General features: G+C 44.9%; 23 protein-coding genes and 1 tRNA gene. 6 read left to right on the top strand and 18 right to left on the bottom strand.

What is annotated here, in order from left to right; translation table 11 throughout:
* Window positions 1–7 precede the first annotated feature (7 nt).
* Window positions 8–727, top strand: coding sequence for an isopeptide-forming domain-containing protein (locus CGICJO_RS02055; RefSeq protein WP_486499458.1), 720 nt, complete (start codon window positions 8–10; stop codon window positions 725–727).
* A gap of 177 nt (window positions 728–904) precedes the next feature.
* On the opposite strand, the gene CGICJO_RS02050 is transcribed toward CGICJO_RS02055, so the two are convergent.
* The 14 genes from CGICJO_RS02050 to CGICJO_RS01985 form a co-directional block, all read right to left on the bottom strand.
* Entirely contained in the window at window positions 905–2,443 is a 1,539-nt protein-coding gene (locus tag CGICJO_RS02050) for an HD domain-containing protein (protein ID WP_486499457.1), read from the bottom strand.
* 12 nt (window positions 2,444–2,455) lie between these two features.
* Window positions 2,456–2,938, bottom strand: a complete 483-nt coding sequence (locus tag CGICJO_RS02045; RefSeq protein ID WP_486499456.1) for a hypothetical protein — start codon at window positions 2,936–2,938, stop codon at window positions 2,456–2,458.
* A 91-nt stretch (window positions 2,939–3,029) separates the two neighbouring features.
* Window positions 3,030–4,622: a recombinase family protein gene (locus CGICJO_RS02040; protein WP_486499455.1), complete on the bottom strand. Its 1,593-nt coding sequence runs from the start codon at window positions 4,620–4,622 to the stop codon at window positions 3,030–3,032.
* Between the two features lie 2 nt (window positions 4,623–4,624).
* Entirely contained in the window at window positions 4,625–6,088 is a 1,464-nt protein-coding gene (locus CGICJO_RS02035; protein WP_486499454.1) for a recombinase family protein, read from the bottom strand.
* A gap of 37 nt (window positions 6,089–6,125) precedes the next feature.
* Window positions 6,126–6,437 carry a hypothetical protein gene (locus tag CGICJO_RS02030; protein WP_486499453.1) on the bottom strand — a complete coding sequence of 104 codons (312 nt, stop codon included), beginning with the start codon at window positions 6,435–6,437 and terminating at the stop codon, window positions 6,126–6,128.
* Window positions 6,438–6,548: 111 nt separating this feature from the next.
* Window positions 6,549–7,187, bottom strand: a complete 639-nt coding sequence (locus CGICJO_RS02025; RefSeq protein ID WP_486499452.1) for a phage major capsid protein — start codon at window positions 7,185–7,187, stop codon at window positions 6,549–6,551.
* Window positions 7,109–7,432 (bottom strand): hypothetical protein, encoded by a 324-nt coding sequence (locus CGICJO_RS02020; RefSeq protein WP_486499451.1) that lies wholly within the window; start codon window positions 7,430–7,432, stop codon window positions 7,109–7,111. The genes CGICJO_RS02025 and CGICJO_RS02020 overlap by 79 nt, the downstream gene beginning before the upstream one ends.
* A gap of 12 nt (window positions 7,433–7,444) precedes the next feature.
* On the bottom strand, window positions 7,445–7,738 hold the full coding sequence (locus tag CGICJO_RS02015; protein ID WP_486499450.1) for a hypothetical protein: 294 nt from the start codon (window positions 7,736–7,738) through the stop codon (window positions 7,445–7,447).
* Window positions 7,739–7,881: 143 nt separating this feature from the next.
* Window positions 7,882–8,082: a hypothetical protein gene (locus tag CGICJO_RS02010; protein WP_486499449.1), complete on the bottom strand. Its 201-nt coding sequence runs from the start codon at window positions 8,080–8,082 to the stop codon at window positions 7,882–7,884.
* Window positions 8,083–8,087: 5 nt separating this feature from the next.
* Window positions 8,088–8,354: a hypothetical protein gene (locus tag CGICJO_RS02005; RefSeq protein WP_486499448.1), complete on the bottom strand. Its 267-nt coding sequence runs from the start codon at window positions 8,352–8,354 to the stop codon at window positions 8,088–8,090.
* Between the two features lie 113 nt (window positions 8,355–8,467).
* Window positions 8,468–10,639, bottom strand: coding sequence for a phage/plasmid primase, P4 family (locus tag CGICJO_RS02000; RefSeq protein ID WP_486499447.1), 2,172 nt, complete (start codon window positions 10,637–10,639; stop codon window positions 8,468–8,470).
* A 34-nt stretch (window positions 10,640–10,673) separates the two neighbouring features.
* Complete coding sequence (locus tag CGICJO_RS01995; RefSeq protein ID WP_486499446.1) at window positions 10,674–10,877, bottom strand: hypothetical protein; 204 nt, start codon at window positions 10,875–10,877, stop codon at window positions 10,674–10,676.
* A gap of 52 nt (window positions 10,878–10,929) precedes the next feature.
* A complete protein-coding gene (locus CGICJO_RS01990) occupies window positions 10,930–11,271 on the bottom strand; it encodes a helix-turn-helix transcriptional regulator (RefSeq protein WP_486499445.1) in 342 nt (113 codons plus the stop codon).
* 491 nt (window positions 11,272–11,762) lie between these two features.
* On the bottom strand, window positions 11,763–12,059 hold the full coding sequence (locus CGICJO_RS01985; RefSeq protein WP_486499444.1) for a DUF6809 family protein: 297 nt from the start codon (window positions 12,057–12,059) through the stop codon (window positions 11,763–11,765).
* A gap of 353 nt (window positions 12,060–12,412) precedes the next feature.
* On the opposite strand from CGICJO_RS01985, the gene CGICJO_RS01980 reads away from it, so the two are divergent.
* Both CGICJO_RS01980 and CGICJO_RS01975 read left to right on the top strand, forming a co-directional pair.
* Complete coding sequence (locus CGICJO_RS01980) at window positions 12,413–13,348, top strand: DNA methyltransferase (protein ID WP_486499443.1); 936 nt, start codon at window positions 12,413–12,415, stop codon at window positions 13,346–13,348.
* Between the two features lie 2 nt (window positions 13,349–13,350).
* A complete protein-coding gene (locus tag CGICJO_RS01975; RefSeq protein ID WP_486499442.1) occupies window positions 13,351–14,472 on the top strand; it encodes a DNA methyltransferase in 1,122 nt (373 codons plus the stop codon).
* Window positions 14,473–14,524: 52 nt separating this feature from the next.
* On the opposite strand, the gene CGICJO_RS01970 is transcribed toward CGICJO_RS01975, so the two are convergent.
* Together CGICJO_RS01970 and CGICJO_RS01965 are read right to left on the bottom strand one after the other, a co-directional pair.
* Window positions 14,525–15,727: a hypothetical protein gene (locus tag CGICJO_RS01970; protein WP_486499441.1), complete on the bottom strand. Its 1,203-nt coding sequence runs from the start codon at window positions 15,725–15,727 to the stop codon at window positions 14,525–14,527.
* 287 nt (window positions 15,728–16,014) lie between these two features.
* Window positions 16,015–16,091 (bottom strand) — tRNA-Met (locus CGICJO_RS01965).
* Window positions 16,092–16,338: 247 nt separating this feature from the next.
* Here CGICJO_RS01965 and metG point away from each other — a divergent pair.
* Window positions 16,339–18,294, top strand: coding sequence for a methionine--tRNA ligase (metG, locus tag CGICJO_RS01960; RefSeq protein ID WP_486499440.1), 1,956 nt, complete (start codon window positions 16,339–16,341; stop codon window positions 18,292–18,294).
* Window positions 18,295–18,862: 568 nt separating this feature from the next.
* The gene (locus CGICJO_RS01955) at window positions 18,863–19,636 is read left to right on the top strand and encodes a TatD family hydrolase (RefSeq protein WP_486499439.1); all 774 of its coding nucleotides are present in this window, start codon (window positions 18,863–18,865) and stop codon (window positions 19,634–19,636) included.
* 57 nt (window positions 19,637–19,693) lie between these two features.
* On the opposite strand, the gene CGICJO_RS01950 is transcribed toward CGICJO_RS01955, so the two are convergent.
* Both CGICJO_RS01950 and CGICJO_RS01945 read right to left on the bottom strand, forming a co-directional pair.
* Window positions 19,694–20,338 (bottom strand): potassium channel family protein, encoded by a 645-nt coding sequence (locus tag CGICJO_RS01950; protein WP_486499438.1) that lies wholly within the window; start codon window positions 20,336–20,338, stop codon window positions 19,694–19,696.
* 66 nt (window positions 20,339–20,404) lie between these two features.
* Entirely contained in the window at window positions 20,405–21,772 is a 1,368-nt protein-coding gene (locus tag CGICJO_RS01945) for a TrkH family potassium uptake protein (RefSeq protein WP_486499437.1), read from the bottom strand.
* A 487-nt stretch (window positions 21,773–22,259) separates the two neighbouring features.
* Between CGICJO_RS01945 and secA the strand changes: the two genes are divergently transcribed.
* Window positions 22,260–25,139: a preprotein translocase subunit SecA gene (secA, locus tag CGICJO_RS01940; protein ID WP_486499436.1), complete on the top strand. Its 2,880-nt coding sequence runs from the start codon at window positions 22,260–22,262 to the stop codon at window positions 25,137–25,139.
* Window positions 25,140–25,288 lie beyond the last annotated feature (149 nt).

Genomic DNA, 25,288 nt, shown 5'->3' with positions numbered 1-25,288 from the left:
AATAACCATGAAAACGAAAATGAGAAAAAACAAATATTTGGCTTTTATTATGGCGGTATGCCTGCTGGTCTGCTGTCAGTTTTCCGTAAATGCAGATTCTCAGAAAGGTTCAGTGGAGATATATTGTCATGGAGTCACCGCTGACGGTGAACGTGAGGAACTAAGCAATGCTGAGTTTGTACTGTATAGAGTAGGGGAATATGTTAACGGAGAATGGACTCTGATACAGGATTTTGTTCCGTCAGGAGCTCAGCTTGGTGATATGTCTGCATCATACCAAAGAGAGGCAGCAAAAACACTTTATGATTTTGCTCAAAAGAATGATTTTGAGTATGCGTCTGCTTTCACAGATATAAACGGAAGAACAGTTTTTACACAGCTTGAATTAGGACTGTATCTTGTTTCAATGAAAAATGATTACGAATATGGAAACGGTGTTTTCTGTTCAGCTCCATTTTTGCTGACTATGCCGATAATGGAAGATGATGAAATAACTTTTAATTTTTCGGTGGAGCCAAAGGTAGAATGGTCTGAAAATGAAGAGCCATCCAGCTCGACTGACTCTACTTCAAAGCCTGCACAGCCCACCTCATCTTCGACAAAACCCACAGATGAACAGGGAAGTCAGCAAACAGGACAAAGTAAATTGCCTATACAAGTCGGTATTTCACTGATGCTTTTATCCTTGTTTGTAATAATGCTCTTAAAAAAGAAAAAAGATAAATAAATGTATTGCAGTAAAAAATCCAACAGGCAGAAGCTTTTATATAGCCTCGCTTAGCTGGATTTTTTATGTTATTTTAGTATATAAAACAAAAAACCACCAGATTATCTGGTGGTTTATAATTGCGATGTTAGCACCAAACGGAGCGTAAATGCGGGGTGTTTGCACTAAAAGTAAATGTTAGCTTTTTCTCGCTTTCGATAAGATCGCCTTTTTCAGTGCCTCAACTTTTTCAGTGCTAATGTCTCCGATAATGAAGATGTCAAGTGTATTTGAGGTAAAGTCAACCATCTTGTTAATTAGCGATTTGTTATCAGAAGCAAGGAACGAGATTCGACCCTCTTTGTCGATAATACGAATTGCGCCACGTATATCATCAGGGAACTTGTCCAACGAGCAATCTTCTGCCCTAAGATGAGAGGGAATGGACTCCAGATTCACTTTAGCTTCAACAAATCCAATGTATGCAGGGTCTATCCCGGCTTCTGCGGCTAGCTCCTTATGCATGTTTTGAATTAACCATTTTGCTAACAAATAGACAGAGTCATTAACAGGGTTAGCCACAGGATTTGCTGCAGCCTTCGGGATAATGTCGGTCATGGTAAGCACATGTGTTGGCTTTTTTCTCTGACTCAAGCATTCCCACAATGCCACGATATATGGATCTTTGGAGTTTTCGCAGTAATCCCGTATGGTTTCCCACATATAATCATCGGTGTACTGATAGAAAGCATCCGTTCCAATCAAACCGGCAATATCATCATATGTCTGATATGGCGTCGTTGTTGCAGTCAAAACTTTATATTCCAGCGCTTTTGCTATTGCCTCAAATGCAGAAGACGTTTTGTGCTGTACAACCTGAGTATAATGAAAATATCTTGCCATCAAAAAATGTTCAATAGCATGCTGACCACGTATATCAAAAACCACGAGATCTATCGCTTCTTCTGTTCCATTATCTCTGCGCAGAGTACAATTTTCAATTCTCAACTGGCGGAGAATATACTCTAATTCAACATTGCCGAAAGATACACCAGCTTGTCTGGAATCTCTGAGCAAATAATCTAGTCTGTCTGCATCTAAGCTTGAATGTAGTAACTGTGCATATACGGGTTTGGCCTGCGTATCGCCAATGATTATCTGTCCAATTTCTTCCGGAGATACACCTACACTGTTTAAAATAGCCACGATCTCAGGATCCTTTTGGACAACCTCAGCACCCATATGTTCATGGTCTTTCGCTTTTCTTTTTTTGAAGTTGGCGATGTCACCTAAGAGCCCGGTGTTATCGTCAACAGGAGTATCAAGCCCTGCTACCATTGCGTCTGTTGTCTTTACGTTATCAATGTAACTATAAACACATTCGCTTAGGTGGGAAAAAGGGAAATGGCCTACATCGTGCAATAGCGCCGCAATGCGCACCTTGCGCGCGTCTTCTATAGTAAAACACGCGGTAGAACCATCTTTTTCGCCATATTGCCGATAAAGATGTTCGCACATTTTTCCCATAATGCAAAGAACACCTAACGAGTGTACGAATCTAGAATGTTCTCCACTCGGAAAAACATAAGAGGCGAATCCCATTTGCCGGATTCGCCTCAATCTCTGCATAGCCCTAGTATCCAGCAGCTGTACTTCCGTTTCAGAAAGATTAATACACCCGTATATTGGATCGTTTATGATTTTATAATTAAATTCAGCTGCGTACAAATCCGGCATTTTAGTTCCTCCTTATGCAGCGGTTTTAAAAGCAACATAGGTGGAATAACCCGCCTTGATTTGTTCTTCTGTAAATTGAGGCTTGGTTGCCCGAATCTTTTCTACTGCCTTTTCTTCGGTACTGTATCCGCGCTTGTACCAATATGCAATAGAAGCAATCAACTCGTACCATTGTACAACGCTAATTGTCAAATTCTGCTCATCGATAGCATTTTCTAAAGAATTAACCCTTGTAATCATTGAAGCATAAGGCTCTTTGAGCGAATGATTCTCAATGGCAGTATCCCCTTCGGGAATAATTTGATATGCTACCGCTGTAAGATCAGTAGAGTATGGGCCATGAATATACCAACTATATCCATAACCCAGAGGCAAACCAATATCCTGTGCCAAATATACTTTCTTCTGTAACAGGATTCTATCGTTAATTGATTCTAGAGTAAAGCAATGTAAATCTCTAATTGCGATAGCTGTTGCTATATGTGAATTGTTCATAGTCGCACCTCCGCATAATTATTATACACTCAATTTTCAAAAAATGCAATATTCCCTCTTGACATTTTTGAATTTTTGTGGTATGCAACCTCTATTTATACTTCTGCTCCAGTGCGCCACCGATCCGCAGATGGATTTCCGGCTGGTCCTCATACACCACAATTCTGTCGGTGAGCTGGCGGAGCACTACTGCGTCGGAGGTATCCATCTTTTCTCCGCTGTGGACGTGTTCCCTAAAGGCATCCATCCAGTATTTCACTTCCGCGAATCGTCCTGCCGTTGCTTTGATTTCTCGCTGTCGCTCCTGCAGCTCGTCCATCTGCTGGCTGTAGGAGGCGATTTTGATCTCGTAGTCTATCTCACTCACCGCACCCTGCTGCTGGGCTTTGTGGAGGGCAAGGACGGCCTCCTGTATGGTTATGATATCCTGCTGCACTCGATCCAGTTCTGCGTGGTTATCGACCTCCAGAACCTCTGCACAGCTTTCCTCAACCACATCCAGCACATCGTCCATTCCGTCGAATGCAGCTCGGATAGTGCGCTCCAGTACATCCTCATTGATATGGTGGCTGTCGCACACCGATCGGCCGTTGCTGATTCTGTTGGTACATCCCCAAGCTGCCACGCGCTTTCCGCTGCCGACAGTGCGTACGTGTCTGCGCAGGCGGTGACCGCAGGTGCCGCATACCAGCAAGCCACTGAGTGGATATTTACTGGTGTATCGACTGCTGCCAACCGATGTATCCTTTTCATCTCTACGGCGCTGCATCTCTGCCTGCGCCATGTCAAACATCTCTTGCGTGATGATCGCCGGATGAGTGTTCTCTGCGTAGTACATAGGCGACTGGCCGGTGTTCTTCATTCTACGCTTGGATAGCACGTCCGGCTTGAAAGTTTTGCCGAGGATAGCATTGCCGGTGTATTTCTCATTTTTGAGAATGCCCAGCACTGCGTTCGGCCGCCACTGTGAGCTGCCGCGCTTTGTGGTGATGCCGTCTGCCTCCAGCTCTCGGCAGATCTGCGGCACAGGGATCCCTGCAAGGTATTCGCGATAGATGCGAAGCACCGTTTCTGCTTCATCCTCTGCAATCACATATTCACCGGTGCTGCTTTTCTTGTAGCCCAGCACCATGCCGGTGTTCAGAATAACCTCACCATTCTGGAACTTCTTTTGATAGCTCCATTTGATGTTGGTGGACATGGTTCGTGATTCCTGCTCGGCCATGGCAGCGAGAATCGTTAGCAGCACTTCACCGCCGGGTGTCATGGTATCTATGTTCTCATTCTCAAAGTACACGCTGATACCGAGATCTTTGAGCTCCCGAATGTAGTTGAGTGCATCTACGGTGTTTCTGGCAAAGCGGCTGATGGATTTGACCAGCACCTTGTTGATCTTCCCATCGCGGCATGCCTGTATCATGCGCATGAAGTCTGAACGCTTCTCAGCACGAGTGCCGGTGATACCCGGATCCGCATAGATACCGCCGAACTGCCACTCCGGTTTTGACGTGATCAGGTTCGTGTAGTGCTGTACCTGTCGGTCGAAGCTATCTTCCTGTTCTTCCTTCTCGGTCGACACGCGGGCGTATGCTGCCACTACCATCTGTGGCCTACGATACTGACCTGTGGTGAATAGCGCTTCTGACGGGATCCGTCGCACCACACGCGGTGCTGTTTGTGCCATGATCACACCTCCTTCTTGTTCCAGCCGGGTTTGTTACCCGGCTGACCGTTTGTATATTCCTTCGTGATCTCCACGCCATTGAAGAAGCGGAAGGTCACGTGATTTGGCGTCATTATGATTTGCTCTACAAATAACTTGAGCTTTGCTTCGTCGAAGTCTGTAATTGTTGTATAATCGCTTTCTCGTATATTGTTTCTTTGTAACTGCCGGATGTGTTCCTGCTGCTCTCGGATTCTGGCCTTGATGGACTGCTGCTCAGCGCGGAATGCTTTATCCGAGATGAGCTTTCGCATCAGCAGCCCAGCCAGCTTTTCTTCCTCCTGCTGGAGCTCCTGTACGACCGTCTGTATGGCGTCTATGGTATTGCCCTGCGGTCGTCGGGTAACGAATTCATTGTATGCTTCTATGAACTTCTCTTGCAGTATCGTATCCTTGATGCGTGTGCTGTCGCACTGATCGCGGCCTTGCCGTTCCTGTCGGGCGCAGACCCATATATCGTTACGCCATTTCTTGCCGCTGTTATTGACCTTGTGACGGTAGGTGCTTCCGCAGCAGCCGCATACGATCCTTCCTGTAAACGGGTAGCTGGGATGCTCCTGCTTTACCAGCTTGGGGTTTGCCCGCTCCTGCCGTATTGTCTGTGCGCGATAGAAGGTTTCCTTGCTGACGATACCTTCATGGGCGTTCTCAATGTAGTATCGCTCGCCGTAGCGACCATCTAAGTTATCGCACTTGGCTCCGTCGATACGGACGCTTTTACCCATCATGACATCGCCCATGTATTTCTCATTGCTGATGAGCTGGAGGATATTGTTTGGCCGCCACGGGTTTCCTTTTCCATTTGGGATCCCTGCTTCGTTGAGGGTTTTTGCGATAGCGAGGCATCCGCACCCGGAGATGTACATGTCGTAGATCCATCGCACTACTTCTGCCTGCTCCGGCACGATGACCACGGTGTTGTTTGCCGCCATGCGGAAGCCATACATGCTACTGCCGATGGAATACCAGCCGTTTTCAAAGCGGTGCTGGATTGACCATTTCTGCCGCTTTGCATCCACTTCCAGATCGTTCTCTGCGATGGTGGCCGCGATCGTTAAGAACAGCTCGCTGGTGGGCTGCATGGTGCTGATCTGTTCCTTTTCGAAGATGACCTCCACACCCGTGTCACGCAGCTCTCGCACTGCTTCTAACAGCTCTACGGTGTTTCTGGCGAAGCGGGAGACCGATTTGGTGTGTATAACATCAAACTGTCCTGAGCGGGCATCCTGCAGCATTTTCATGAACTCCGGCCGCTTGTATGCGCTGCAACCGCTAATCCCGCGATCGGCGTATATGTGTACCAGCTCATTGTTTGGATCGCCATCAAACTTACCGCGCCAGTATTGCTCCTGAAACTCATAGCTGTGAATCTGTGCCTTGCTGGACGATGATACGCGCACATAAGCGACCACGCGTTTTCTTGCCATGGCATCGACCTCCTTCCGTATAGATTTTTGTTTTTGCTTACCATTCGAATCCTGCGAATCTGACGATTTCGCGGATTGCGTTCATTGCTCTTTTGGGGCTTGAGTAGTCCCGAATGAATTTGGGATCCTGCCGACCATTCCGCTTCACTACCACCAGCGGATATCCGCAGCTCAGCAGGATCCGCACGTCCAGTGTATCCTCCTGCTCACCCTGCCACGCGATCTGCACCGTACGTTTCCACACTCTGTGATAGATTGGATGGCCGGTGTCGCTGGTATAGCCTGCGAGGGTGAAGCTGTTCTTGGCGATCAGCTCATCGAAGTCTTTCTGTGCTTTCTCTATGGTCATTGCAGTGACCTCCTTGCTTTTTGGTAGGACAATTAAGCCAGAAAGAACGGGGAAAGTCCAGCGCAATCGCCATTGTTAGCAAAGAGTTAGCAATTGCGCTGGTTGCCCATTTTATTCGGTGATCTGCATCACATGAACTGCGTCGGGGCGAATGAGCTTAGCATCCAGATATTCGTAGCCGAGATAACCAACCTGACCTTTAGCGATGAACAGCTCGTTCAGGCGGCGCATCGTGAAGGGCATGCGATCAATGATCCAGTAGTAGCTAAAATCACCGAAGGCGATGGGCTTGGCTCCTGCTGCTTCACTGGGCATGTAGTTTGAGATGTACACCGGCTTGCCCATGATCGTATTATCCGTGTGGTTCCACAGATAGTTGCCGCTGGCATCTTTGAGGGTGCGGAGCTTGAGAGCAGACTCGTCGTTCATGATCCACACTGCATTACGGCGATATTCCTTGTCCAGCGAGAAGAACAGGCGGATCACATCATCGTAGGTAATGTCGCCGGTGCTGTGACCGATGGCTGCATCCTTCAAGAAACCGTTGGGGGCATCTACGCCATCACCGCTAACGAAGGCTGCTTCCTCTGCTCGACCAATGCTGCGACCGAAGTCCTTGAGGATGTGAGACTCCACGTCGAAGTTTGCATCGTTGCAGAAATCCTCCGGCATCAGAATGGAGGCGCCAAGGATGTTGCATTCCAGACGATGTTCTGGAAGAAGTTGCTGTTGTTGCGCTGGTTCAGCCAAGTAGTGGCAGGCTCATTGTCGTATGCCCACACAACATTTTCGCCCTTGAATGCATCCATCACCGTAGCGATCTGACGCAGGAGGTTTTCCTGCTTGCGAGCCGCGACAAACTTCTTTTCGGACTCAGAGGGGAGGCGATAGCTGCCGTTTGCAGTGTTTTTGCCCTCGCTGATGTGGCTGTAAGTTACGGTTCTACCTCTTGCGGCATTCCAAAATTCTCTGTGGTATTCAGTGCTATGATACATTTCTGTTCCTCCTTAGTAATTCAAACATCTTTTACACTCGTACAAACCGAGCGTGTTTAAGGTCTTGGGACCGCCAACACATTTCATTTCTCTGCCGCAGCCGGGACAGAGTACCACGTAGGGCAGGAAATCATCTGTGCGGTGTGCGTCCCTTGCATGAAGACGATAACGCTTTCCGGATTCGCTGAGCTCATCCGTCAAGTAAAATTCGTGATCTTTGCTGATGCATTCCTCTGTGTTCCATGAGTGCATAGGATGCTTCGTGTTTCCACCTTTGCCGACACTCATTATTGGATAAACTGCCATTGTAAAATCCTCCTAAAAATGTATTTCTCTTGAAAACTTGATTTATGGGTCTATACCCCCTCTTGAAAACCCGCCATCTAACGTGTGACCCCGCGCCCGTTTTGGGAATAAAAAGCTGGCAAGATTTGACCTCCCCCTGCCTGTCAGGGGATAGGGTTATAACCATAGCGGGCGCAGTAATGCTCGACATCATCCAGACTGTACATGTGGATGGTGCTGCTGCCATCTTTGACGGTGTAGCGAATGTCCTTAGTGACGGTGATCGTGGAGCCGTCGGCTTTCTTGTATTTGCGTTTGCCGACAGCGAAGAGCCTGCTGCCGAACAGCTTGTCTTTTAAGCTCATGCCACTCATCCTTCCTCGGTCACCTTGTAGCCGCGCTTGCGGCAGTGCTCGATAGCATCACGGTAGTAGCTAAAGAACACGGTGCTGGTTCCTCTGTGAATGCACCACGGCATGGGTGTCAGCGCGATGCTCCTGCGCAGGATCACCGGTTTGCCGTCCTCTGTGTGGTACATGGTGATCGCATCCTTCTGACTGTCACCGAAGTCTGCTGGGTCTGGCATGGTCATCGGCATCCTGCCATCCCTTGTGCCGTAGCACTTGTAATTACGCATATGATTTCTCCTTTTCATCATGGTTTGTAGCAGACGTAGCAGTATTTATAGGTAATTCGAAAAAATCACTTCTTTAGGGAAAAACTTATTTTCCTGCTACACCTGCTACGTGGTTATAGCGGATGTGCGAACGATGCTCCAGTTAGCCGATACCCAAGCAACATTGTGGTTTGTGCACCGCCACCCGCAGGACGCTTACGTTCGATCTGTGCAAAGCTTCGCAATCCTTGGTTAAACTTCATTCTGTTCTCAGCATAACAACCGTCCTCGGCACACCACTCACGGTACACTCGGTACACATCCGCTGTCCTTACCTCAGCGTTTTCCGCTTTTTCTAAACAGTCCTCCACAAATCGCATGATTTTGTCGCTGTCCTTGCGGTATTCTGCAATGGCCGATCTTACGGATTTGGGGATTCGCAATCCTTCTTTCTGGATGAGCTGATATCCCTCTACCAACCAATTCAGGATGGCGCTCTGGCTTGCCGGCTTTGCAAACAAGGCTTTCAGATTTTTGTCCTGCTCGGATTCTTCGAAGTGACGCTCAAAGGGAACAACTACCACGCGATCGCTATTGAACAAAGTCAGATCATTGATGGAAGGCCGGTAATTGGTGTTGATGTACAACTTGAATTGCGGCTTGAAATCAAAGCTGTTTTCATGCAGGAATCTGGCGTTGAGAGTATCATTGCCAGTCATGCTCTTAACCAGTGCTGCATCCAACAGCAGCCCGCGTCCCGGCTCAGCGATGTTTGCAAATCTCACACCTGCAAGACGAGCTACATCTTCACTGGGCATCTGGCTGTTGCTGTTTCGCTTTACACCGATAGTCTCGGCTCTGACGGTGCAGCCGTAGCTGCCCAGAACTTTGAGTACGCTTTCACACAGTGTACCTTTGCCGTTGCGAGTGGTAGCTTCATAGAAGATGTAGAGACATTCGTATCGGGTATCGCCGCTGATTCCATATCCCAACACCTTTTGCAGGAACTTCGCCTTCTCCTGATCATCACAAGTGATTTCTGCGATGAACTGTTCGAATCGTTCACATCGCGCTTTTGGGTCATAAATCACGTTGGACTTCTTTGTCAGCATGTCCTCAGCGCGATGTTCTGTGAATTCCATGGTACCCAGATGCAGGGTGCCGTTCGCACAGTTGAATGCATACGGGTCTCTGTCGAAATCCTCCATTTGAGTTTTATGAACTCCGCGTGCGTCCTTCAACACGGTTTCTCGCATTTTCCGCGTCTGCCAACGACTGCAGAACTTCATATACTCCTGCCGGATGCGCTCGTCTTGAATGGTGAGGCAGTACCGCATAAGGTCATTTGCCAGTGCCATGCAATACTCCATTGCACAGAGGCCACCTAAATCCACGCTCCACACGCCATCGGAGTAGCAATACCAATTTTTGCGCTGCTGCACGTATCGCGCAACGTCTCTGTAATAGTCAGCGAACAGCTTTCCTGCGCCCAGCTCCGTCCATGGATATCGCTTGTTATCTTCCGGGTGGAGCTGTTTCAGCTTTTCGAGCGGAGCCCTAAACAGTTCCGGCGGAATATAGTCCTCGCTGTCGGCAATTCGTTCACCGAACTTCTTGGCACTGCTCCAGATGCTTGCCAGCTCGTCGTCTGACAGAGGCGGCACACATCGTTCTGCTTCTATCTTGAACAATCGTTCCGCTTCGGCCGTATCACCATATCGCTTGATGAGTTTTCCTGCTTTCTGTGACAGTGTCGCGTTGCGGCTACCTGCTGTGATCGCTGTGGGTAACATCTGATCCACCGTTTTGTCACCTGCGAAGAACATGACTTCTGGCTGCTCGGTGCCGAAGCAGAAGCGAGCGATGTCCAGCGCATTGTCGTCGAAGAAAGGAAATTTTTTATAGACGCGCTGTTTCATAGCCGCATAGGTTTCTCCATCGCAGACTCTGTTGATTGGAAAGTAGCAATGGAATCGTGGTCTTGCGGTCTTGCCCTTCTTTTCCTTCATATGATTGCGGCTGTAACAAACCGCGAATGTTACGTTGGGAAATGCTGCCACCACATCCTCAGGATGTTTCCACTGCGCGGGATCCTCGCTGTGATCGTTGTCGCAATCCATGGGGATGCAGTCCGACCATTCAAAGCTTGCCGCGCTGCGTTTATGGTCACGGTACATAGCGCACACGTGATCGCGCTGCATTGCCCGCTCCAGCGAAGCAATATCCTTCACCGCCACCTCGGTGGGGTAGATGCAATTCTTTGCGTTGTCGGTGCAGTTTGCGGTATAGATGGTAAATTCTTTCATTTTGTTTCACCTCCTTTCGGTGTAATGTGGGGGCTTACTCATGGCTTCTGCGAAGTCGCTCTTGCTCTCTGGCCGCAGCATCGATCGCCCAGAAAACTTTCTTTTTGTCTTTCTCATCCAGCTCTTTGCGCATGAGTCGCGAAAAGCTTTCCGGTGTGATGCACAACCATGATGCGATTTGCCAGAAATACACGCCGCGCTCCATCGCCGCAATGCGGATATCTTTGTTTTTCCTCATTGGATCCTCCTTTCTGCAAACAACAGGTTATTACCATTTGAGACTAAAAAAATTATGGCCATTTCCTGTAGTCGGCGGGTTTTGCAAAAGACAAGAGGATGCTTTGTATTTCCTTTTGCTGTTCTGGCGACAGCACCGGCAAAATATCTCTCAAAGCCGTCTCCTGTGTGTTGGTAAGATAGCGACGACCGACATACCAGCCATCCATAGCTCGGATTCCACCTCCGTTACCGCGCACAGTGTAGATAGGTGCGGAACAGCCGAGTATTTCGATGTCACGACGAATCGTCGCTTTTGATACGCCAAATTCTGCTGCCAGATTTTCCAGCGTTTCAAAACGTCGATCGCTGATTGCTTCCAGAATTGATTGCCTGCGATCTAACGCACTCTGCATGTTCCGCACCTCCTTTCGTCTTTTGTTGGCTATATGGTAAAAAACAAACTGCTCACCTAATGAGCACTTTGAAAATGTTTTTCAAAAAAATTCCGTGCTTTAGCAACAAAAAAAGCCACCGACAAAGCAGTCCTATCCCGTTTGGAATAGAACTGCTCTGTCGGTGGCTATTACTAATCACCGCTGCTAGTGACCTGAGAAAGGTCTTATCTTCCGGTTAATCCGGTTGCCAATCTCGTCGTTTAGCTTTTACAAAGCGCTCCGATGTGTGACCTGAAGATGGAATTATGCTCAAGGCGACCATATCGTCGGCACATTCGGCTTCAATATTCTGTTGTTCGTAGAGCAGTAACAAAGTGTCCTGCTCTGATCATAATTATATTATCGAACGAATGTTCTGTCAAGAGGTTTCCCGAAAATTTAATTTGGTGTCGCAATTTTGTGACTCTTAAAACTCAAACACACCTTTTCCGGTGTGTTGAGCTAGTGTTTTAGTACATTTTGGGATCTGTGATGTCGCTGGTGCTGATCATGGCCTCCAGCGCCAGACGCATACCGAGCTTGAAGCCGATGGAGAAAGCTGTTAGCTCATTGGCATCATTGAGCTCCGATGCGCAGTCCTTAAACTTTTCAAACGTCTCCTGCTGCGCCTGAGTCAACGTTTGCATCAGGTCATCCTCGTTGCGCGTCACTAAGTGCAGTAGATGCGAATATGTGCCGCCTTTAACGATGTCCCGATCGCACGGAGTGATATTGCCGTAGTATAGTTCCTCTATGATATTTCGCATGTCGCCACCTCCTTTGGCAGGGACACACAATACCAGCTTTCTACGCCGATATCCAGCGGCAAGACGCATTGTTAGCAATTAAGTAACAAGTTGATCTTCGCAGGATTTGGGGAGCGTTTTCTCAGAAATACTTGAAAATTTGCGTTTCTTGGTATATAATATTTAATTAGTGTATTATATGCATGCTGCTATTGCAGCTGTCGTATTGTTTATAGAATACCACAGAAAACATTTCGCAAAGCTCTTGACTTATTTGCGAAAGTAAGTTAAACAAAACAGGCGTCGATGTTCATGCACAGGCACGACAGAACAGCATATATGTGTAAATTTCCTTTTGATTAAGGAGTATAGATATGGCTCAACAGAAAATGAAATTCGTCTGCTGTAAATGTGGCGCAGAAACCGATGCCGCAATCACAACGGAGCGCTATAAAAAACTGCTATGCAGAGAGTGCTTTGGAAAAAGAAAAGATACTCGCACCAATCAACTGAACGATCTGACCGGAACAGAATGGGCCAAGCATAGTAAAAGTATTGAAACCTATCCCGATACAAGAACTCCTAATCAGAAGGAGCATGGTGCCTGCTTCCCTAGATCTTTGGCCCGCCACCAAATTGAAATTTACACAAAGGCAGGAGATGTTGTTCTTGATCCCTTTATGGGTGTAGGTACTACGATGCTGGCTGCACACGAATTGGGAAGAACTAGTCTCGGTATTGAGCTTAATCCTAGATTTGCTCAAATGTGTCGTGATGAACTTTCAGAGAACGGTATCTGTGCAGAAATTTTTGAAGATGATGCAGATAACATGCTGTCGCACATCCCTGAAGGTTCCGTTGATTTTATTCTTACCAGTCCTCCGTACGCCAATCTTTTAAAAACAATTAAAGGTGACTTTGCGTACAAGTGGCGTGAGCATTCTGCAATTGATCCAATCAAAAATCCTGCTCCATATTCTTCAAATGATCATGATATCGGGAATATGGAATACAACGAAGGAATCCAAGCAATAGCCAGCATCATGGAAAAGTGTTTTGTAGTTCAGAAACCCAACACTTACGCTGTTTGGATTGTCAAAGATTTTCGAGATTTAAAACGGAAAGTACCTTACATCAATTTCCACGGAGACGTTATCCGATGTGCTGAGGATGCTGGATACACTTTATGGGATATTAGAATCTACGATCAAACAAACTTCCGTCCGCTTGTCTGCTTGGGTTATCCTTCAAGAAACTATTATTTGAATATTGGCCATTCATATATGCTGGTATTTAAAAAGATGAGGTAGTTATGGACGAAAAACGCTATTACATCGATTTGGATGCTATTACCACGCGCGAGAAGCAAGCGTTAACGCACAATATTCACCCGTATCCTGCTAAATACATTCCGCAGATTCCAGGTTCGTTGATCGATTACCTATGTATTCCTGCTAACAGCATTGTAATGGATCCTTTTTGTGGATCTGGAACCACGCTCCTGGAAGCAGCGATTCGTGGACATAATGCCATAGGAACAGACTCTAACCCCATCGCTACACTTATCTCAAGAACAAAATGTACCCTCCTATCTAAAGAACAGTGTTCTCTGATAGACGATGTTCTTTCTAAGCTGGATATGTTTGACAGCGCAGATGATAGTGTTATCATGATTCCTGATTTTCTCAACCGAGATCACTGGTTTCAGTTCAACATGCAAAAAGAACTTGGTTATATCCGCAATCTGATCGATTCCATTGAAGATATTTACACTGCTGATTTTTTGCGGACCGCTTTTTCGGCTATAATTGTTAAGGCCTCTAATCAAGAAAGTGATACAAGGTGGAGAGCTAAGGATAAAAACCTTCCGGATGGATTTGCTCTTGCGGAATTTAAGAAAAAAGTCTTGGATATGCTTCACCGAATGAAACAGCTAGAACAATATTCATTAGGCAATGTTACTGTAAAAACACAGGACTCTCGCTTTGTTGATTTTATTCAAGACAATTCCGTTGCATGTGCAATCACTTCTCCACCGTATATGAATTCTTTTGACTACTACCTTTACCATAAGTTACGCATGTTCTGGCTTGGTTACAACCATTATGAAGCACAAGAAAAAGAAATTGGTTCGCGTAACAAGCATTGTGATAACGGGCGTGGTGTAGATGCCTATATTGAAAGCATATCCCAAGTTGTTGAGCAGGTGTATTGCAAATTGAAGAAACAGGGGTATTTCTGCGTTGTTATCGGTGATTCTATTTATAAAAACGAGCTGATCCATATGGATGATGTGTACAATCAAATTGCGCACCATATCGGTTTCACAACAAAGGAAGTATTTTCTTTCGATCAAAGAAAGTACACTCGTGCATTTACTCCAAACCTAAAAACTGCAGAGAAAAAATCCCACATCATGATTTTTCAAAAATAACTATTGTATTGAAAACGGCGGCACTGCTATTGCAATGCCACCGTTTTTGATTTTATTCAACAATCCACGCAAAACGTTCAGGATAAGAGGTTGCTTCGGCACTATCGCGAGGGACCCTCTTTACAGTGTAAAGATATTGTTCATGGCCGCTTTGCGGTACTTGTGTGAAAATCAGCACATCCCCTTGTTCGAATGTTCCAAAGATTTCTCTGTTTCGCAAGGCAAAGCGCACCTCGCTATTTTTTCTGGGATGAAGAGGAGAAGGAACGTAGAAAACAACACGTGCATTCTCTACAGTCTCTCCACTGTTTTCATACTTCAGACTAAAATAACGCTCAGACTGCATCGCTCCTTTAGGGGTCCTTTGCGGCTCACTTAACGGTTCGAAGAAAGATTTGTACGCGATAGGGATAATAATTTGTCCGGGGGAAGATTTCAGATCCACATCGTTTTTGCTCAGGTGTTTATAGAAACTTTTGGCGGGTCCACTGTCAGTAACCGTAACCGGCGGTACGGTTGTACTATTGTCTGCTGCAAGAACCACGTTTCTATATTCTTCACGAATCTCTGTCTCAGGAGCAAGATGACTAAAATCGTGCTTTCTTGCTCTGCCAGTGATTGGCTCAGCACCAAACACAGAGGTTCCTTCTGAAGTGCCAGTAGTTGTTTTTGTAGAAGTCACTTTTTTATTTGTGACACGGATCTCGCTTTCGGTGCACACCAAATGAGAATCGTATAATTGTTTAATCAACTCTTCCGTTGCCTTTTTGCAGCACGGGCCCTCCTGACGGAATACTCCCAAGGAACGAACCATGTTCGCAAAGCTCTCAGCCTGCTCAGGTATGCTCAGATCAAAATCCTCACAACTTGCAATTTCATAGTTCGAATACAAACCACCGCCTGTCAAGTTGTTTGAACCCACATAAACCTTACCATGCTTCTCACCAGCTAAAACATAGACCTTGGGGTGAAAAGTAGATGATAAATTGCGATTATGGAAAATAAACAAGTCCTCGGTCAAGCCTAGTACTGCGCGTAATGCTTCAAAGGAAGTGTTTTTCTGATCAATTCCTATTGTGGCATAAACGGTGCCTCCAGCAGTACGAAACGCCGAGAGTGGGTCGTATAGTGCATCTACACCACTTATTTTTGCATAAGCCACCGAAAAGGCAAAATTGCTGTACTTTCCTGAATTCAAATCATCGATAAGCAGTTTCCCCAGTTTGTCGTTATACGGTTGAATTATCAACTTCATATGCAAACCTCCATACAATTATTAATGTTGCCTATAGAATAGCACAAACATTATTAATTGTAAAGGGGATGCAGAAAATTTTCACAAATCCTCTCCCCGCGCACCTTTTGTTGCTAACACATTGAGCGTGATTTCCGCTCCTGCAAAAGAAAAAACGGCTGATTTCTGGCGCTGATCCACCAGTCATCGACCGTTTTTTTACTGCTATATGCGTATTTTGATCCTAAAACAGGGCTATAAAAGAGAATTGACTCACAAGTCTTGGTAGACTTATGAGTCAATCATTATGGTTGCGGAGGCAGGATTTGAACCTACGACCTTCGGGTTATGAGCCCGACGAGCTACCGAGCTGCTCCACTCCGCGATATATATGAAGCACTTTCGTGCGCTTCATCGTTTCAGCGTATTCTATTATATCAATTAGCAAAGCATTTGTCAACACTTTTTTAAAAATTTTTTATTATTTTTATTCTTTATAAAAATATACTGAAAAATGTCTTTTGCATTGCTATTTTTCTATGGAAATAAATTGCATTTCAACCGGTTTATTGGTATAATAATATGAAAGCCGTTAAGCGCACTAAATTTACAAAGAAAGAGGAGTGTTCAACATGTGTCAGAAAACACCGTATTACATTACGACCGCTATCGCTTACACATCCCGCAAGCCCCACATCGGCAACAGCTACGAAATTGTATTGACAGACGCTATTGCGAGGTACAAGCGAATGCAGGGATACGACGTGTTTTTCCTTACCGGTACTGACGAACACGGTCAAAAAATAGAGGAGTACGCAGCCGCCGCAGGTGTTTCTCCAAAGGAGTATGTGGACAAGGTTGCAGGTCAGATTCGTGAAATCTGCGATATGCTCAACGTATCCTACGACAAGTTTATCAGAACTACAGACGATTATCACGAAAAAGTGGTACAGAAAATATTTAAAAAGCTTTACGAACAGGGCGACATTTACAAGAGCGAGTACGAGGGTCTTTACTGCACACCTTGCGAGAGCTTCTGGACAGAGGCTCAGCTTGTAGACGGAAAATGCCCTGACTGCGGCAGAGAGGTTAAAAAGGCAAAGGAAGAGGCTTACTTCCTGAGAATGTCAAAATATCAGAAGCAGCTTGAAGAGCTTATCGAAAACAACCCTGACTTTATTTTCCCTGAGAGCAGAAAGAAAGAGATGCTCAATAACTTTATAAAGCCGGGACTTCAGGACCTCTGCGTTTCAAGAACCAGTTTCAAATGGGGTGTTCCCGTTGACTTTGACGACAAGCATGTTATCTATGTTTGGATTGACGCCCTTTCAAACTACATCACCGCTTTGGGTTACGACCCGGACGGAAGCTCAGATCTTTATAAAAAATACTGGCCTGCCGACGTTCACATTATCGGTAAGGACATTTTGAGATTCCACACAATTTACTGGCCTATTATGCTTATGGCTTTGGGCGAGCCTTTGCCTAAGCAGGTATTTGGTCATCCATGGCTTTTGTTCGGAACAGACAAGATGAGCAAATCCCGTGGAAATGTTATCTATGCTGACGACCTTATCAATCTCCTTGGTGTTGACGCAGTTAGATACTATCTCCTGTCTGAAATGCCATATACAAGCGACGGTTCAATAACCTATGAAACAATTATCGAAAGATACAATTCAGACCTTGCCAACACTTTGGGCAACCTGGTAAACAGAACTATCGCCATGAGCAACAAGTATTTCGACGGCGAAATTCTCCCGGGCGATGTTAAAGAGCCTGTGGACGACGACCTGATAAATACAGCTCTCACAACAGTTGAAACAATAGACAACTATATCAAGCAATACAGAATGAGCGACGCTCTTGACGCTCTCTTCAATCTTGCACGCCGCTGCAACAAGTACATCGACGAAACAGCACCTTGGGTTCTTGCAAAAGACCCGGAGAAGAAAGGCCGTCTTGGAACTGTACTTTACAATCTTTTGGAGGGTATTCGCTTTACCGCAGTGCTTTTGGCTCCGTTTATGCCGGACACCTCAAAGAAGATTTTTGAACAGCTCAACTGCGACGTAACCGATTACGAAAGCCTTAAAACTTTCGGCGGCACAAAGGTTGGCGGCAAGGTTGGAACTCCTGTTCCTCTCTTCTCAAGAATTGACACTGAAAAGATGCTCAAGGAAATTGCCGAGAAGCAGGAAGAGGCTGCAAAGAAAGCCGACCCAAAATCCGACAGAGAAGAAAAGAAAGCAGAGCTTGAGGGTATCGCACAGATAGGCATAGAGGACTTCTGCAAGGTTGATTTGCGTGTTGCAGAAATCAAAGCCTGCGAGCCTGTAAAGAAAGCCAAAAAGCTTTTGAAGCTCACCCTTGACGACGGTGCAGGTGAAAGAACTGTAGCCAGCGGAATTGCAAAGTTCTACAAGCCGGAAGACCTTATCGGACACAGAGTAGTTCTCGTTTCAAACCTGAAGCCTGCAAAGCTCTGCGGAGTTGAAAGCTGCGGCATGATTCTTGCTGCAACCTGCGGCGAAGAAGTAAAAGTAATCTTCGTAGACGACATGACCCCCGGCTCCAAAATCAGTTGATTTTTTAGCTCCGCCTTGGAAGGGTTTAAACTGGAGGTTACCGTTGTGCATGCGGCGGGTAAAACTTCCTTTTGGCGGTAGAAATTCCTATTCTCGCAGATAGGATTTGTTTTGATTCCGTCTATTTTAATTCCGCCTTGGAAGGGTTTAAACTGGAGGTTGCCGTTGTGCATGCGGCGGGTAAAACTTCTTTTTAGTGGTGAGAGTTCCTATTCTCTGAGTGGAGTTATTTTATCACTTCACGTAGGGGCGGATTAACATATCCGCCCGGTAGCAGTAGGGTTTCTGTTAAAAATAGGTCAGTTTATAAAGCTGAATTTAATTAACAGATGAACCGATTCCACAATTATAAAAATGTTAACGCAGAAGCAGAATTTTTAATTAAACAATAAACAGATAGCGGGCGGATAAAATCCGCCCCTATTTTTAAACAATAAAAATAATCAACCCTAACCGAGAGCGAGCCATTCCAAATAAAAAAGGAAAGGTTTCGCCCGCCTTGAAACGATGTTTATTTCTTAGTCAAACCTTTGCAAGGCGGAAATAAAAAAAGAGAGGTTAAAAAGCTATGGAACCTAATTTTCACAATATATTTGACGTCCACGCTCATTATTATGATGAATGGTTTGACGAGGACAGGGAAAGTCTTTTTCAGACTTTGCCGCAAAAGGGCGTTTGCAATGTTATAAACGCCGCCGTTGATTTGGAAACCGCTGAAACAATAAAAAACTACAGTGAAAAGGTGGACTATTTTTATTTTGCAGCAGGCTTTCATCCGGAAAATCTTGAAAACCTGCCTGAGGATTATCTCGAAAGAATAAAGCCATATCTTTCCCACAAAAAGTGTGTGGCTCTTGGCGAAATAGGACTTGACTATTACTGGGATATTCCAAAGGATAAGCAGAAAAAGGTTTTTGAAGAACAGCTTATTCTGGCAAAAGAGCTGGACATTCCTGTTATTGTCCACGACAGAGAGGCTCACGGCGACACACTGGAAATGCTCAGAAAATACAAGCCTAAAGGAATTCTGCATTGCTTTTCCGGAAGCGTTGAAATGATGCGTGAGGTTGTAAAGCTGGGCATGAGTATCAGCCTGGGCGGAGTTGTAACTTTTAAAAACGCCAAACACAGTGTAAACGTAGCAAGCGAAATTCCCCTTGACCGCCTTATGCTGGAAACAGACGCTCCCTACATGGCTCCTGTGCCTTTCCGTGGCAAAAGATGCGACAGTTCAATGATTATCTACTGTGCAAAAAAAATCGCCGAGCTGAGAGGCCTGCCCACCCAGAAGCTTCTGGACATAACCAAAGAAAACGCAGAAAAAATGTTTTTAAATAAATAATTAAACAGAAAAACCGTGGTTTTCAATGAACCACGGTTTTTGTTATAAAGAATTATATTATTTTAAAAGCGGAGCAACGTCTGTGCTGTGTCCCATTATTATAAGTGTTTCGTCACGTCTGAAAACGTGGTCAGGACTTGGGAGAGGGCTTATAACGTCGCCCACCTTTGTTGCCAAAATGCTTATATTGTATTTTGAACGTATTGATTTTTCTATAATACTCTTTCCTACCCAAGGTGTTGGAACGGATATTTCGTATATTGCATACTCAGGTGTAAGCTCAATGTAGTCAAAAACATTCTTTGCGCCGAATTTCATGGCAAGACGCTCTGCTGTTTCCTTTTCGGCATAGATTACATAGTCTGCGCCGTTTCTCAAAAGGAGCTTTTTGTGAACCTCTGTATCGGCTCTGGCGATTACGAATTTTGCTCCGAAATCCTTCAAAAGAACTGTGATTTCCAAAGCACTTGGGAAGTTGTCGCCGATTGCCACAACGCAGATGTCAAAGTTTGCAACTCCAAGAGAACGAATAAACTCCTCGTTTGTGCAGTCGCCTATCTCCACGTTGCGAACGTATTTAAGAGAGCTTTCGGCACGCACTTCGTCTTTGTCAATGGCAAGAACCTCGTTGCCCTCTTCGATGAGCTTTTTTGACATGAATATTCCGAATCTGCCAAGACCAATAATAAGAACGCTTTTCATTTTTGTTTCCTCCGTAAAAGATCTGTTTTCTTTTATGTTTATCTAAGTGGTAAAATTTATTCTAAATCAGCCGATTTGAATTTTTTCCTGTGGAAGTCTTGAAAGCGGTGAAAGATGTTCCGCTGAGAATGCGAAAAGAATTGTGAGAGAACCAACTCTTCCGAATATCATAAGAAGAACAAGAATTATTTCCGAAACAACGGAAAGTCCCGGGGTTATTCCCAAGGTAAGTCCTACGGTAGCAATTGCCGAAACACATTCAAACATGGCGGCGTTAAGTGTAACACCTTCAATGGCTGAAACCGCCATTGTTGCTGCTACGGAAAGCACAAGGTACATTGCCACAACAGTGAAAGCTCTTTTTGCTACATCGTCGTCAATTCTTCTTCTGAAACATTCGATTGACTTCTTTCTTTTAAATGTGGAAATAATACTTAAAAGAAAAACCACAAATGTGGTTGTTTTAATACCGCCGGCGGTAGAACCCGGGGAACCGCCCACAATCATAAGACAGATTATCAAAAGCTGGCTGGCATGGGTGAGATTTGCAAGGTTTACCGTGTTAAATCCTGCGGTTCTGGCGGTTACAGACTGGAACAGGGAATTTAAAATCTTTTCACTTATTGACTTGCCCTGAAACTCAGTTCCCTTAATCTCGCAGAGGAAAATAATCAAAGCACCGGAGATTATGAGAAATGCGGTAAAGGTGAGAACAATTTTACTGTGAAGCCTTAAATATTTAAAGCGTCCCTTGTTTGTAATAATATCGTTCCAAACAAAAAATCCGAGACCGCCCACTATAATAAGAAGCATGATAATCAGATTAAAATACCAGTCTGCCTGTACGCTTGTAAGGGAAGAGAAAGCCTGTCTGTATCCCATAAGGTCAAAACCTGCGTTGCAGAATGCGGAAATGGAATGGAATATTGAGTAAAAAATACCCATACCGATTCCGAGCTGTGGTATAAAGTAAAAGGACAGCAGAAACGCTCCGATTGCTTCAATAAGCATAGAGCCCATAAAGATGAACTTTGTGATCTTGACTATTCCTCCAAGCTGAGGCATCGCAACGGATTCCTGCATGAGAACACGCTGGGATAAGCCGATTTTTCGCTTAGTAAGGGTAATAAGAGAAATTGCCAAGGTCATAAATCCTATACCGCCTATCTGTATCAGCGCCAAAATAACAATCTGTCCGAACATGGACCAGTATTGATATGTATCAAACCTTATAAGTCCGGTAACACAGGTGGCTGAGGTTGCGGTAAAAAGTGAATCTACAGGGGATGTGAATATCCTTTCCTTTGAAGATATGGGAAGCATCAAAAGCAAAGTTCCCAAAAGGATTATAACACAATAGCCCAAGAGTATCTTTTTCATAGTTGAAATATTTCTGATTTTTTTCATAACAGAAATCTTTCCTATATCGCTCAAAAAATCATCTCCCGAACAAAATTTTTTTATTTGAAAATAAGCCTTCAAAAATACACATGTGAAAGCTTAGGATATATTATAGCACATAAAAAATAAAATACAATTTCTTTTCAATTATTTTTTCAGTTCTTATCACAAAGTAAAAATAAGGCGGTTATTTATAGCGGAATTTGTGTTTTTTGAACGTAAAAAAGTAAATTAAGGTAATATTTGAGAGTTTTATTTTTCTTATTGTGTGAAAATCAATTTATAAATCTGCCGGCACTTTCAAAAAAGGGTTTATTTTTTCATAGTTACATGATATAATATTAAAGATTATTTATAATGTGTAGTATGCCTATTTTCAGACAGAGGTTTTTGCACGTTTAAAATGACAGTCACAGATTCATGTAACGAAAAAAATGCTGTTGTTTTTCCTATTAAAAATGAAAACAGCAGGTCTTAATAGAAAGAAATCCCTCGGGATAGATGAAAGGATGAACAGTTTATGAGTCTTCTTAAAACATTGTTCGGCAATTACAGTAAAAAGGAGCTTAAAAGAATTCAGCCCATCTGCGACAAGGTTCTTGCCTTGGAGGATAAGTATGCGGCGATGACCGATAAAGAATTAAAGGCCCAGACACCTTTGTTTAGAGAAAGATTTGAAAAGGGCGAGTCTTTGGACGATATTCTGCCTGAGGCTTTTGCCGTTTGCCGTGAGGCTTCCTGGCGTGTGCTTGGAATGAAGCACTTCCCTGTACAGATTATCGGTGGTATTGTTCTTCACCAGGGAAGAATTGCGGAAATGAAAACCGGTGAAGGTAAAACACTTGTGGCTACACTTCCTGCATACCTTAACGGTCTTACCGGAAGAGGCGTACATATAGTAACCGTCAACGATTACCTTGCACGCCGTGACTCCGAATGGATGGGCAAGCTTTACAGATTTTTGGGACTTACCGTTGGTCTTATAGTTCACGACCTGGATAACGATAAGAGAAAAGCCGCTTATGATGCGGACATCACCTACGGTACAAACAACGAATTGGGCTTTGACTACCTCCGTGACAACATGGTTGTTTACAAGGAGAAAAAGGTTCAGAGAGAGCATGTGTTCGCTATCGTGGACGAGGTTGACTCAATCCTCATCGATGAAGCCAGAACACCTCTCATTATTTCCGGTAAAGGCGACAAGTCCAGCGACCTTTACGAAAGAGCAGATAAATTCGCTCAGACCCTTACATGTCACAAGTTTACAGAGATAGACGCTAAAGAGGACATGGAGGATTATTATAAGGAAAACAAAATCGACTTTATAGTTGACGAAAAGGCAAAGACCGCAACACTTACCCAGCTTGGTGTTAAGAAAGCGGAGGAATATTTCCAGATTGAAAACCTTACAGACCCTGAAAACCTTACAATCCAGCACCACATAAACCAGGCTATAAAGGCCCGTGGAATTATGAAAAGGGATATCGACTACGTTGTTAAGGACGGCGAGGTTATAATCGTTGACGAATTTACCGGACGTCTTATGTACGGAAGAAGATACAACGAGGGACTTCATCAGGCTATTGAGGCAAAAGAGGGAGTTAAGATTGAAAGCGAAAGCAAAACCCTTGCCACAATCACATTCCAGAACTTCTTCCGTCTTTACAAAAAGCTTTCCGGTATGACCGGTACAGCGGCAACAGAGGAAGCCGAGTTCCGTGAAATCTACATGCTGGACGTTGTGGAGATACCAACAAACAAGCCTTTGGCAAGAAAGGATTTGCCTGACCTTGTTTTCCGTACCGAAACAGGAAAGTTCAACAATGTTATTGAAGATATAATCAAGTGCCACGAAAAGGGACAGCCTGTCCTGGTTGGTACAATTTCCATTGAGAAATCAGAAATCCTCAGCAAGATGCTCAAGCGCAGAGGAATTGAACATAACGTGCTCAACGCAAAACAGCACGACCGTGAAGCTGAGATTGTTGCTCAGGCAGGTAAGTTCGGTGCAGTTACAATCGCCACCAACATGGCAGGACGTGGTACCGATATTATGCTGGGCGGTAATGCTGAGTACATGGCTAAAGCCAAAATGAGAAAGCAGAACATTCCGGAAGAGCTTATTGCCGAGGCAACAGGCTTTGCTGATACAGATAACGAGGAAATCCTTGAGGCAAGAAGAATTTATAAGGAATATTACGACAGCTTTAAGGACGAGATAAAGGAAGAGGCTGAAAAGGTAAGAGCAGCCGGCGGACTTTATATCATGGGTACAGAACGTCACGAGTCAAGACGTATTGATAACCAGCTCCGTGGACGTTCAGGACGTCAGGGCGACCCCGGTACCAGCCGTTTCTATCTCAGCACCGAGGACGACCTTATGCGTTTGTTCGGCGGCGACAGAATGAAAGCCATGATGCAGCGTCTCAATGTTGACGAGAATACACCTATCGAAAACAAGATGCTTTCAGGAATTATCGAAAGCTCACAGGAAAAGGTTGAAAGCCGTAACTTTGCAATAAGAAAGAACGTATTGCAGTACGACGATGTTATGAATAAACAGCGTGAGATAATCTACGGACAGAGAAATCAGGTTCTCGACGGAGAGGATCTCCACGATACAATTATAAAGATGATAGAGGAAACTATTTCCGACGCTGTTTCCAGATATGTTCACAAGGACAGCCACTGGGAGGACTGGAACCTTGCAGGTCTTAAGGACTTCTTCAGAGGCTGGGTAATCACAGACGAGGAAAAGTACACCTTTACAGAGGAACAGCTTGAGGACTTGAAGCCTGAAAAGCTCACAGAAATGATAACCGAGGACGCAATGGCTATCTATAAGGAAAATGAAGCAATGCTTCCTGCTGAGGTTATCAGAGAGATGGAGAGAGTTTACCTCTTGAAGAGCGTTGACGTTCACTGGATGGACCACATCGACAACATGGAACAGCTCAAGCAGGGTATCAGACTTAGAGCTTACGGTCAGCGTGACCCGGTTGTTGAATACCGTCTCGAGGGCTTCGACATGTTCGATGAAATGATTGCCATGATAAGAGAGGATACCTCAAGAGCAATGCTGGTAGCTCCAAAGCGTTATGTAAAGATTATGGAGAAGCAGGCAGAGCTTGCAAGACTCAGAGAAGAGGCAGCAAAGAAAGCCGCAGCGGCTCATCAGGTGGTTATCAATCAGCAACAGCCTAAGCCTGTTACAGTTCCGGCGGCGGTTCAGGCATCTTTAAAGAGAGAGCAGGTGGCAAAGCCCACTGCAACCTCCGGCGACGGCACAGACACTTCAAGAAAGACAGTTGTTAAGGGCAAGAAGGTTGGCAGAAACGACCCATGCCCATGCGGAAGCGGCAAGAAGTACAAGAAGTGCTGCGGAAAAGACCTTTAATAATTAAAAGATTATGGGCGCACATATCTGTGCGCCCACAGTATCCAGAATAAAGAAAATAAAAGTTAAATAAGAGCGAGCCATTCCAAAGAATAGAGAAAAGGTTTAGCCCGACATGTGATGTTGTTAATTAAAAAATAAAACCTTTG

Source organism: Candidatus Limousia pullorum (genome assembly GCF_057405065.1).
The sequence above is the reverse complement of the archived record's forward strand: the minus strand, read 5'-3'. Positions and strand labels throughout refer to the sequence as shown.

Coding starts and splice junctions, on each gene's coding strand:
- CGICJO_RS01950 (WP_486499438.1), bottom strand. CDS start 20,338: ATGAAAAGCGTTCTTATTATTGGTCTTGGCAGATTCGGAATATTCATG.
- CGICJO_RS02030 (WP_486499453.1), bottom strand. CDS start 6,437: ATGACCATAGAGAAAGCACAGAAAGACTTCGATGAGCTGATCGCCAAG.
- CGICJO_RS02015 (WP_486499450.1), bottom strand. CDS start 7,738: ATGGCAGTTTATCCAATAATGAGTGTCGGCAAAGGTGGAAACACGAAG.
- CGICJO_RS02020 (WP_486499451.1), bottom strand. CDS start 7,432: ATGTATCATAGCACTGAATACCACAGAGAATTTTGGAATGCCGCAAGA.
- CGICJO_RS01955 (WP_486499439.1), top strand. CDS start 18,863: ATGGAACCTAATTTTCACAATATATTTGACGTCCACGCTCATTATTAT.
- CGICJO_RS01985 (WP_486499444.1), bottom strand. CDS start 12,059: ATGCGAAATATCATAGAGGAACTATACTACGGCAATATCACTCCGTGC.
- CGICJO_RS02000 (WP_486499447.1), bottom strand. CDS start 10,639: ATGAAAGAATTTACCATCTATACCGCAAACTGCACCGACAACGCAAAG.
- CGICJO_RS01975 (WP_486499442.1), top strand. CDS start 13,351: ATGGACGAAAAACGCTATTACATCGATTTGGATGCTATTACCACGCGC.
- CGICJO_RS01970 (WP_486499441.1), bottom strand. CDS start 15,727: ATGAAGTTGATAATTCAACCGTATAACGACAAACTGGGGAAACTGCTT.
- CGICJO_RS02055 (WP_486499458.1), top strand. CDS start 8: ATGAAAACGAAAATGAGAAAAAACAAATATTTGGCTTTTATTATGGCG.
- CGICJO_RS01980 (WP_486499443.1), top strand. CDS start 12,413: ATGGCTCAACAGAAAATGAAATTCGTCTGCTGTAAATGTGGCGCAGAA.
- CGICJO_RS02005 (WP_486499448.1), bottom strand. CDS start 8,354: ATGCGTAATTACAAGTGCTACGGCACAAGGGATGGCAGGATGCCGATG.
- CGICJO_RS02035 (WP_486499454.1), bottom strand. CDS start 6,088: ATGGCAAGAAAACGCGTGGTCGCTTATGTGCGCGTATCATCGTCCAGC.
- secA (WP_486499436.1), top strand. CDS start 22,260: ATGAGTCTTCTTAAAACATTGTTCGGCAATTACAGTAAAAAGGAGCTT.
- CGICJO_RS01995 (WP_486499446.1), bottom strand. CDS start 10,877: ATGAGGAAAAACAAAGATATCCGCATTGCGGCGATGGAGCGCGGCGTG.
- CGICJO_RS02010 (WP_486499449.1), bottom strand. CDS start 8,082: ATGAGCTTAAAAGACAAGCTGTTCGGCAGCAGGCTCTTCGCTGTCGGC.
- CGICJO_RS02050 (WP_486499457.1), bottom strand. CDS start 2,443: ATGCCGGATTTGTACGCAGCTGAATTTAATTATAAAATCATAAACGAT.
- metG (WP_486499440.1), top strand. CDS start 16,339: ATGTGTCAGAAAACACCGTATTACATTACGACCGCTATCGCTTACACA.
- CGICJO_RS02045 (WP_486499456.1), bottom strand. CDS start 2,938: ATGAACAATTCACATATAGCAACAGCTATCGCAATTAGAGATTTACAT.
- CGICJO_RS02040 (WP_486499455.1), bottom strand. CDS start 4,622: ATGGCACAAACAGCACCGCGTGTGGTGCGACGGATCCCGTCAGAAGCG.
- CGICJO_RS01990 (WP_486499445.1), bottom strand. CDS start 11,271: ATGCAGAGTGCGTTAGATCGCAGGCAATCAATTCTGGAAGCAATCAGC.